Consider the following 9607-nt stretch of genomic DNA (forward strand, 5'->3'; position numbering starts at 1 on the left):
ACATTGCACAGTTAGCCTCTGTCTCTATCGCGACCGTATCACGTGTTCTCAACCGCGACCAGAGCCTATCTGTTACAGAAGAAACGAGACACCGTATTTTAACCGTTGCTGAAGAGCTAGGCTACACCAAACACCTCAAGACAGGCGAGTCCCACAAGCCCAAGCAAAAGATTGCCATTATCCAATGGGTCAGTGAACAAGGGGAGCTGGACGACCTCTACTACTACCAGATTCGCCTAGGCATAGAAAAAAGAGCCCAAGAGTTGGACTATGATATCTTGCGCTATTTTAATGACCATCCTTTTACATTAAGCGAGGAAGTGATTGGGATTCTCTGCATCGGAAAGTTTAGTCGAGCTCAGATTTCTGCCTTTGAAGAATACCAAAAACCTCTTGTATTTTTAGACAGCGATACACTTTCCCTGGGACACACCTGCATTATTACTGACTTTTACACTGCCATGAAACAGGTTGTCGATTATTTCCTCAGTCAAGGGATGGACCGCATTGGGATTCTAACAGGTCTTGAAGAAACAACTGACCAAGAAGAAATCATTGAGGATAAGCGACTGGAAAATTTTAGAAACTACAGTCAAGCAAAGAGAATCTATCATGATGAACTGGTCTTTCAAGGAAGCTTTACTGCCCAGTCTGGCTATGACTTGATGAAGGAGGCTATTCAGAGTTTGGGAGACCAACTGCCACCAGCATTTTTTGCAGCTAGCGATAGTTTAGCTATCGGTGCCCTCCGTGCACTCCAAGAAGCTGGAATCAGCCTGCCAGACCGCCTCAGTCTTATTTCCTTTAACGACACTAGTCTGACCAAGCAGGTTTATCCTCCCCTCTCTAGCATCACCGTTTATACTGAAGAAATGGGCCGGGCAGGTATGGATATTCTTAATAAGGAAGTACTCCACGGTCGCAAAATCCCTAGCCTGACCATGTTGGGAACCAGACTGACATTGAGAGAGAGTACAAGGAATGATTAGGATTACAAAACGACCTCTAGCAAGGCTGTTTCTCTAATAATCTCTATGATTCTGCTCCAACTCACACCTTTCGCTTATGTGCTTGGTGACTTTCTAGGTCTGCATCAACTTCAATGGTAATATTTTGAAAGCCACAATTTTTGAGGAAAATTCGAATAGATTCTTTACAAGTTTCCATATGCTCCATCTCTTTTAAACAAACATGGACAATGGCATTTTTTTCCAAACCATCCATAGTCCAGAGATTAAGCTGATTGATACTAGCGACATGGTCCAATTCTGCTAAATCCGTCTTGATCTTCTGGATATCTACTCCTTCTGGCACTGCATCGAGGAATATCTTGAGCGTGCTCCAAAAACGTGGAAGGGCTTTTGACAGAATAAAGAAGGAAATAACAAGAGACAAGAGCGGATCCAAGATATACCAATCGGTAAATCGAAGAACAATGGCCATCAGGATGACAGTCACCCAACCCAAGGTATCTTCCAGAAAGTGCAGGCTGAGAATGGATTCGTTCTTGGTTTGTCCTTTGCGAATGACGAGACTCGCTAGCACATTGATAGTAATCGCAATAATTCCTAACCAGAGAATCCCCTCATCATTGACCGGTTGTGGATGAAAGATTTTCGCTATATTTTCCAAAATGACCAAAACGGACCCTGTCATAAGAATCACAGCCGTTACCATGGCCCCTAAAAGGCTAAAACGCTTGTAGCCCAAGGTATAGTGGCTGTCTTCTTCACGATTGGAGATACTTTCCAAAAAGGCTGAGATCCCAATAGCAATCGCATCTCCCAAGTCATGCACCGAGTCAGCAAGAACTGCACTGGACCCAAACACTCCACCAGCGATAAACTCGACAATGGCATAAGTCAAATTTAAGAAAAAAGCTAGCCAAACAGTATATTTTGCCTTCATATTTCTCATTCCTTTGTTATAATAGATTTATGAACATCTTGTTCATTATCATTATCCACTAAAACTCAAAGAAAGGATAGAAGCAAAAGGTCAGCTTTATTCAGTTCTGAACAATTTGCCCCAAGTGTCCATATGACTAACATTGACCGCCGTATCAGTAAAACAAAAAAAGCCATCTATCAAGCTTTTCTACAACTTTTGAATGCTAAGGGCTACGAGACCACTACTGTTCAGGATATCATTGATCTTGCAGATGTGGGACGCTCCACCTTTTACTGTCACTATGAGAGTAAGGAGCTGCTTCTGGACGAGCTCTGCCGCTACCTCTTCCATCACCTCTTTGAAAGAGAAAAATCCATTTCAACTAAGGTTTATCTCGCCCATCTCTTTCTTCATTTTCAGAAAAACCAAGACCATATCACCAGTCTGCTATTCTCCAAAAATGACTACTTCCTTCGCCAACTTCATAAAGAACTGGAGCACCATGTCTATCCCATGTTGGCTGATGAGTTGAAAGAATCTCACCCAAGTCTGCCTGTTTCTTATCTCCAACACTTGGTCGTGACCAACTTTATCGAAACCTTGACCTGGTGGCTCAAAAAAGGGCAAGACTTCACAAATCAGGAAGTTGTCCAGTTTTATCTAGACCTTCTCATTTCTAAAGACTAAATACAGACTAGAGCTCAGTTGCCTTATGCCCAGGCTACTGAGTTTTTATCTTTTCGACAATAAAAGAGGAACTACTGCTCCTCTTTTTCATCATATCCAATCCTTGATTATCAACTCTATCTGTTTTATCCCAAAACTTAAAACATCTTTTCCTAGTTAGGTAAATCAGTATTCTGCTTGGCTGCCTTACTCCACTGGTACCATCCAACTAGACTGTTAATGAGATAAATTAGATATTTCCCTTGAATTTGCAGGCTTTCTCCCCACCAGAGATAGATAGAAAAGACATTGGTAGCTGCCCAGAATATCCATTGTTCACGGTAAACAGCTGTCATGAGTATTTGCCCTACCCCATTGGTCGCATCTGTGATTGAATCACGATAGGGACGATTGGCACCAATAGACTGATAAATAAAACCAAAGGCCAACCACCAAAGAACACTAATGGAAAGATACTTGGTCCAACCCTTGCCATCCAGCTTACGTGCAACAAACTCCTGCTTTTCTTTCTTAAACTGGGCTTGATAAATCCAAACCAAGAGACCAATTGGCTGCATAATTGTAAAATAGAGAGTTGTTAAAACCTCACCATAGAAGCCTTTCTGTAGTGCCAAAATAAGGTAAATAACAGAGTTAATCAAGCCAAAAAGATAATTACTTGCTCGACCTTCCGATACAGAGATAACGCAAATAATCCCTGTCAAGCTACAAATCATCCCAATCCAGTCAACAATACGGTGTTCATAAATCAATTCCAGCCAGAGAGGAAAACTTCCTAAAACCAGCAAATACAGCCACTGGGCAAAGCTACGATTGGCAAAGAGGTCATTCCAAATAGCCTTCATAGTTCCTGAAAATCCTAAATCAGTCATAGCCGCAACCATACGACGGTAACCACCTGACATTTCACCTAGAGTTGTTTTGATATTTTCAATTTTCTTTTGCAAATAAGTATGCATCATTTCTCCTTTTGTTTTTAAAGAGCCGTGTCTGGATAGACTTTCGGACGCAACGCTCTATTAGATAATGAACTGTCTATACACAAGATTTCTAACCTTAGTCGACATGAGTTGAAAATCCTTATTTGTTAAGTAGTTCACAACACATTATACACCTATTTTATGAATAGCCAAGTGTATTTACAGATAAATTTTAGAAATTCCTGAAAATTTTCTCTTTCTTTCCATTTTAAGTGACATTCAATAACCCTAAAATCAAAAAAGCCCAGACGACATTGTCTGAGCTTTCTTCTATATAATCGTTTAACCAAGTTGAGTTTAGCTTTTCAAGCTATTTCTTCAACAAGCCTTGTTCTTGGAGAAACTCCTTGGCTACTTGTCCTGCTGACTTGCCTTCAACACTGACTTGGTAGTTAAGCTGGCTCATCTGGCTTTCAGTAATTTTACCAGCCAATTTATTGAGAACTGTTTCCAACTCTGGATGTTTCTTGAGAAGAGCTTCTTTCATGAGTGGAGCCCCTTGATAAGGTGGGAAGAGTTGCTTGTCATCTTCCAAGACCTGCAAATCATAACGCTCCAATTCCGCATCAGTCGAATAGGCATCCGTAATTTGAATATCGCCTGACTGAATAGCCTGATAGCGAAGAGCTGGTTCCATAGTCGCTACATTGAGATTGAGACCATACATTGATTGCAAGCCCTTATTGCCATCTTCACGGTCATTAAACTCGAGAGTAAATCCAGCCTTCAACTGCCCTTCTACTTTTTTCAAGTCCGAAATGGTCTTCAAGCCATATTCTTGAGCAATCTTTTTCGGAACAGCTACAGCGTAGGTATTTTGATAAGACATGGGTTTGAGATAGGCTAGATGATCCTGTTTGGCAATGCCATCACGCGCCACATTATAAACCTGCTCTGGCTCATGACCCACTTTCGGTGATGGTTGAAGCAAACTTTCAGTTACCGTACCAGTAAATTCAGGATAAATGTCAATATCGCCTTTTTTCAGAGCTTCATAGAGAAAGCTTGTTTTCCCAAAATTTGGTTTAACAGTCGCAGTCATACTGGTATTTTCTTCAATGAGGAGTTTATACATATTGGCCAAAATTTCTGGTTCTGGACCCAATTTCCCAGCAATGACCAAGTTTTCTTTCTCTTTTTGAGCCAAAAGAGCTGGACTATAAGACAGACCTAGCAATAAGGTCACCAAGGCAAAACCTGAGAAAATCGTCCGCAATTTTGCTTTTTCCATCACTTTTAGTAGGAAGTTAAAGGCAATGGCAAGCACTGCAGAAGAAAGTGCCCCAATCAAAATTAGACTGGCATTATTACGGTCAATTCCCAAAAGGATAAAGGAACCCAGTCCCCCTGCACCAATCAAGGCCGCCAAGGTTGCCGTACCGATAATCAAGACCGCTGCCGTCCGAATTCCAGACATGATAACAGGCATAGCAAGTGGAATTTCAAACTTCTTGAGTCGCTCCCACCTAGTCATCCCAAAGGCAATCCCAGCCTCTTGCAGACTCGAATCAATTCCCTTTAGTCCAGTGATGGTATTTTGCAAAATAGGGAAAATAGCATAAATCACTAGCGCTGTCAAAGCCGGCAAGGTTCCAATTCCCATCAAGGGGATAAAGAGTCCCAACAAGGCCAGTGACGGGATAGTCTGGAAAATCCCTGCAATCTGCAAGACCCAGTCGGCCAACTTCTCATGATAGCGAAGAGAAACAGCCAAGGGAATCGCGATAAAAATAGCCAGCAACAAGGTCAACAGTGACAACTGCAAATGTTGAGATAGAGCTGTCAACCAATCGCTAAAACGATCCTGAAAAGTTGCAATTAAATTAGTCATGAACACTACCTCCAAACAAGTCTGCTACAAAATCTGTTGCAGGCGCTTTTAAAATTGTCTCGGGATTCGCTACCTGACGAATCTCTCCATCCTGCAAGACAGCAATACGGTCCGCCAACTTCAAGGCCTCATCCGTATCATGGGTTACAAAAATCGTTGTCATCCCAAATTCTTTATGCAATTCTTTCGTCAGAACCTGCAACTGTTTTCTCGAAATAGCATCCAAGGCCGAAAAAGGTTCATCCATAAGCAAAATCTTAGGCTGACCAATCATGGCACGAACAATACCGACCCGTTGCTGTTCTCCACCAGATAATTCACTAGGCAAACGATGCCCATACTCAGCCACTGGTAAACCAACCTTATCCAAAAGCTCTTCTGTTTTCTGAGCAATTTCTTCCTTAGTCCAGCCCTTCATCTCAGGAATCAGGGCAATATTTTCCGCGACCGTTAGATTGGGAAAGAGAGCAATAGCCTGTAAAACATAACCAGTAGAAAGACGAAGTTCCCGCTCATCATAGTCTTTGATGCGCTTGCCATCCATATAAATATTTCCATCAGTTGGTTCCAAAAGACGGTTGACCATCTTAATCATGGTTGTCTTACCTGAGCCAGAAGGCCCAACTAAAACCATAAACTCTCCATTATCAATCCGTAAATTGACATCTCTCAAGACATCTTTTTCTGTGTAGCGCAAGGCTACATTTTTGTATTCAATCATTCTTTGTCCTCATTTTAAAACTTTCCTCGATTGGTTAAGTCTTCTACCTTAGGCATGACTTCCTTATTGTCCCAATGCTCCACAATTTTCCCGTTCTCTAAACGGAAGATATCGTACCGGGCATAAGCAAGGCCATCAATCTGAGTCTGACCATAGCTAACCACTTAGTTTCCTTGTCCTAAGAGTTGGAAAATAAAATCAAGAGTGGCCTTTACTTATAAAAACCTAATTTGATCTATTTTAATCCTCATTTGCCTTCTCTTTCAGATTTGCCAAAATTCTTTCTTGAAAGGCTTCAAACTGACGAATTTCTTCCTCTGAAAATCCTTTGTAAAAAATCGTATCCAATTTCTGACTGACACGATGTCCCACTTCTTTCTGAGATTTCCCCAACTCTGTCAAAACCAAATACTTCTTACGCTTGTCTTTTCCACACGGACTAACAATTACAAGCTTTTGTTCCTCTAGCTTTTTTATCATAGTCGTCAGCGTATTATTCGCAAGCCCAGTCGCAAGCGCGATATCTGTCGCAGTTGCACAGCCAGTTTCACTATTCCATAAAACCGCTAAAATCTTGCCCTGTTCACTCCGATAAAGTGCTTCAGGGTCTTGGCTCAGTAACTTTTGAAAAATTCGCCCATTCAACAAACGAATATGATGGGCTACCAAATGACTATCTTTCATGATACCTCCAAGTTATTTCGATATCGAAACGAATAAAGCAATTGTAACACTCATTGTTCTATCTGTCAACTATTTCGATTTGGAAATAATTTTCCCAGTAAAAAAATCTCCTACCCAAGGTAGAAGATTTCAATCTTATAAAACTTAATCCGTCATATCCGATACCAAAGTTCGATGTTCCAATGGAATACTGCACATAACTAGCAAGAAAATGAAGCCTGACTGGATCCAGAAGAGAGCCAAGTCAAAGATTCCGTGCACAGCAACCACTGTAAGGAAAGACAGATAAAGGCCGATAATCGGACGTTTCCCCGACTCCTGACTCATATCCATCATCAAGCGAACAGGAGCCACAGAAGACAAAACTAGTAAAATAGTCCCCACAATTCCATAACTCAGAATCGTATCAATATAAAGACTGTGAGCATGTTCATGATAAGGAGCATTTATTCTAGGATAAGAGTGCATATAGGTCAATGGCCCCTCACCCCAAAAAGGATTTTGCTTAAACAAGGCCATCCCAGCATCCCAGATAGAAATGCGTTCTTCCATAGAAGAGTCTAAAGTCCCCATCCGAACTCCCAAATCACTAGAAAAGAGGAAGCTCAAGCCAATCGCAAAGACCCCAATACTAAGCCAAAAGGCCTTCCAGTTTTTAATGGTCGTGAAGAGATAAATAATGGCTCCAGCGATAATAGCAGGAAAGGCAGTTCGATTTTGAGTAAAGTTCAATCCAAAGAGATTCACAAAGCCTGCAATCACACAGAATACTTTCAACCAATTCAACTTGGTCGTTGTAAACAGATAGAAGGCAATCATGATACAGAAACAACAAATAATTCCATAATAATTAGGATTAAAGAAGGTTACTTCTGCACGATTCTGATGCCATACCTGCATATTTGGTGAAAGAAAAGCATAGTTGAATTTCTTCACAATTTGGAAATGCTCTAAACTCGCAAAAACAGCTGACAATACACTACCAAACAAGACGAGCTGCAAAATCAAGCGAAAGAATTTATGTGATAAAATCGACTGATAGTGCAAAAAGAAAACAGTAAATAGAAAAATTCCTACTGAAGCCACAAGACCCATCCAATTTTGTGCAAAAACGGATATAACAGTACTATAGCCAAGAAAAAGAAGCAGCATCGGATGCTCCCCCATTTTCTGAAGAATACTTTTCATGTCTCCTGTAAAAATCAAACTGATAATATATAAACAGAATACAACTACAAAAAGATAAAAGGGTAAAAAGATACTCAGGATAATTCCCAATAAAATTAGCTCTTTACTAGACAACCCTTTCAGCTTTTCAATAAAGCCTATTGATTTCAAAATGAATCCTTTCTCTCCAAATCAGCTGATTCAGATAATAGTAAGCTACCCTTTATTGTACCACTTTTTTAGCAATTTGAAAACAAAGGAAACGTTTTCTAAAATAAAAACCCTATTTTATCAACCATATCAAGGCTTCAAAATGTTACTTCAATTCCGTTCTCAATTACCCGATAAGTCTGATTTTGCAAATCAATTTCTGCTACCGCTGTTACGGACTTATCTTTATTTTGACGTTTGATTACAATGCTGTGGGCTGTTGGTGTTTCAACGTCAATAGTTCCTTCTAGTTCAAAGGCTTCTGAACGATTACGGAAAGAAAATAGATTGAGAAGGGCCTTCACTACAGGCCGTTGGACTTCTTCTGCTATTTCCTCGTTGCTATAGTAATGACGATTAATATTTCGACCTTCTTTAGTTTCTTCTAATAATTTCAAGTCATTCTTGCCTGCTAATAGCCCCACATAGTAAACCTGAGGAATACCTGGGGCAAAAGCTTGAATTAGACGAGCGAGAAAATACTTGACATCATCATCTCCAAGCGCAGAATAGTAGGTTGAATTGATTTGGTAGATATCTAAATTGTTATACTCGGCACTGGAGTACTTACGTTTGACATTAGCTCCAACCTTATAGAGCTCATTTGAAGCATAGTCGATTTCCTCATCAGTCAGGATATCCTTGACATCCACCACTCCAATCCCATCATGGGTATCTAGCGTCGTAAATTGCTTCATTGGGCTCATCTTTAACCACTTAGCCAAACGCTCTGTTCTGGAACTGTAAAGAGTATAAAGTGTCACCATTGGAAGAGCAAAATCATAAACATAGTAATCGTGATCCGCTATTTTAAACTGAATCGAATAATGTTCATGAATCTCAGGTAAGAGCTCTGTCCCATACTCAGCAGCGATATCTCGAACTTTGTCCAATAAATCCCAAATATCTGGTTCTACAAAGAAATCATTAGTATCCAATTTCTTCACTGCATAAGCAAAGGCATCTAGACGAATCAAATCACATCCATTACTTGCCAAGTGCTGAATGGTCTTACGGATAAATTCCACCGTTACTTCTTTGGTCACATCAAGATCAATCTGCTCCTCACCAAAGGTATTCCACAAATGTTCCACTGAACCATCTTCAAACACAATCTCTTGCTTTGGTGCACGATCCTTACGCTTGTAAATTAAGTCTACATCAGCTTGTGTCGGACGGTTTTCTGGCCAAAACTTATCCCAGTTTAAAAAGAGATCTTTAAATTCACTGGCTTCATGTTTTTCTTGATAGTCCTTATAATACTTGGATTGACGAGAAATATGATTAATCATAAAGTCAAACATAAGATAATATTTCTCACCTAAACGCTTAACATCCTCCCAATCACCAAAAGCTGAATCCACTTCGTCGTAGTCAACTGGCGCAAATCCACGATCACCTGTTGATGGGAAAAATGGGAGAAGGTGAACTCCCCCA

The 9607-nt window shown here is 40.5% G+C and carries 9 protein-coding genes and 1 pseudogene; 2 read left to right on the top strand and 8 right to left on the bottom strand.

Annotation, left to right across the window (positions count from 1 at the left end; all coding sequences use genetic code 11):
* Window positions 1-2 precede the first annotated feature (2 nt).
* Window positions 3-989, top strand: coding sequence for a DNA-binding transcriptional regulator GalR (gene galR / locus SMIDD26_RS08090; RefSeq protein ID WP_061439780.1), 987 nt, complete (start codon window positions 3-5; stop codon window positions 987-989).
* Window positions 990-1050: 61 nt separating this feature from the next.
* On the opposite strand, the gene SMIDD26_RS08095 is transcribed toward galR, so the two are convergent.
* On the bottom strand, window positions 1051-1908 hold the full coding sequence (locus SMIDD26_RS08095; RefSeq protein ID WP_049511521.1) for a cation diffusion facilitator family transporter: 858 nt from the start codon (window positions 1906-1908) through the stop codon (window positions 1051-1053).
* A 132-nt stretch (window positions 1909-2040) separates the two neighbouring features.
* On the opposite strand from SMIDD26_RS08095, the gene SMIDD26_RS08100 reads away from it, so the two are divergent.
* On the top strand, window positions 2041-2577 hold the full coding sequence (locus tag SMIDD26_RS08100; RefSeq protein WP_049511522.1) for a TetR/AcrR family transcriptional regulator: 537 nt from the start codon (window positions 2041-2043) through the stop codon (window positions 2575-2577).
* Window positions 2578-2729: 152 nt separating this feature from the next.
* On the opposite strand, the gene pnuC is transcribed toward SMIDD26_RS08100, so the two are convergent.
* The 7 genes and pseudogenes from pnuC to gtfA form a co-directional block, all read right to left on the bottom strand.
* Window positions 2730-3536: a nicotinamide riboside transporter PnuC gene (gene pnuC / locus SMIDD26_RS08105; RefSeq protein WP_000557784.1), complete on the bottom strand. Its 807-nt coding sequence runs from the start codon at window positions 3534-3536 to the stop codon at window positions 2730-2732.
* Between the two features lie 331 nt (window positions 3537-3867).
* On the bottom strand, window positions 3868-5388 hold the full coding sequence (locus tag SMIDD26_RS08110; protein ID WP_061439781.1) for an ABC transporter permease/substrate-binding protein: 1521 nt from the start codon (window positions 5386-5388) through the stop codon (window positions 3868-3870).
* Window positions 5381-6109 carry an ATP-binding cassette domain-containing protein gene (locus SMIDD26_RS08115; protein ID WP_061439782.1) on the bottom strand — a complete coding sequence of 243 codons (729 nt, stop codon included), beginning with the start codon at window positions 6107-6109 and terminating at the stop codon, window positions 5381-5383. Before SMIDD26_RS08115 ends, SMIDD26_RS08110 begins: the two co-directional genes overlap by 8 nt.
* Window positions 6110-6123: 14 nt before the next feature.
* A pseudogene (locus tag SMIDD26_RS11825) lies at window positions 6124-6315 on the bottom strand (polyketide cyclase); the annotation flags it as partial.
* 34 nt (window positions 6316-6349) lie between these two features.
* Window positions 6350-6793: a MarR family winged helix-turn-helix transcriptional regulator gene (locus tag SMIDD26_RS08120; RefSeq protein ID WP_061439783.1), complete on the bottom strand. Its 444-nt coding sequence runs from the start codon at window positions 6791-6793 to the stop codon at window positions 6350-6352.
* A 144-nt stretch (window positions 6794-6937) separates the two neighbouring features.
* Window positions 6938-8131, bottom strand: coding sequence for an O-antigen ligase family protein (locus SMIDD26_RS08125; protein ID WP_061439784.1), 1194 nt, complete (start codon window positions 8129-8131; stop codon window positions 6938-6940).
* Between the two features lie 137 nt (window positions 8132-8268).
* Window positions 8269-9607 (bottom strand): sucrose phosphorylase (gene gtfA, locus SMIDD26_RS08130; RefSeq protein WP_246746997.1); only part of this gene is annotated, 1339 nt, incomplete at its 5' end.

The organism is Streptococcus mitis (assembly GCF_001579035.1).
GTDB lineage: Bacteria > Bacillota > Bacilli > Lactobacillales > Streptococcaceae > Streptococcus > Streptococcus mitis_J.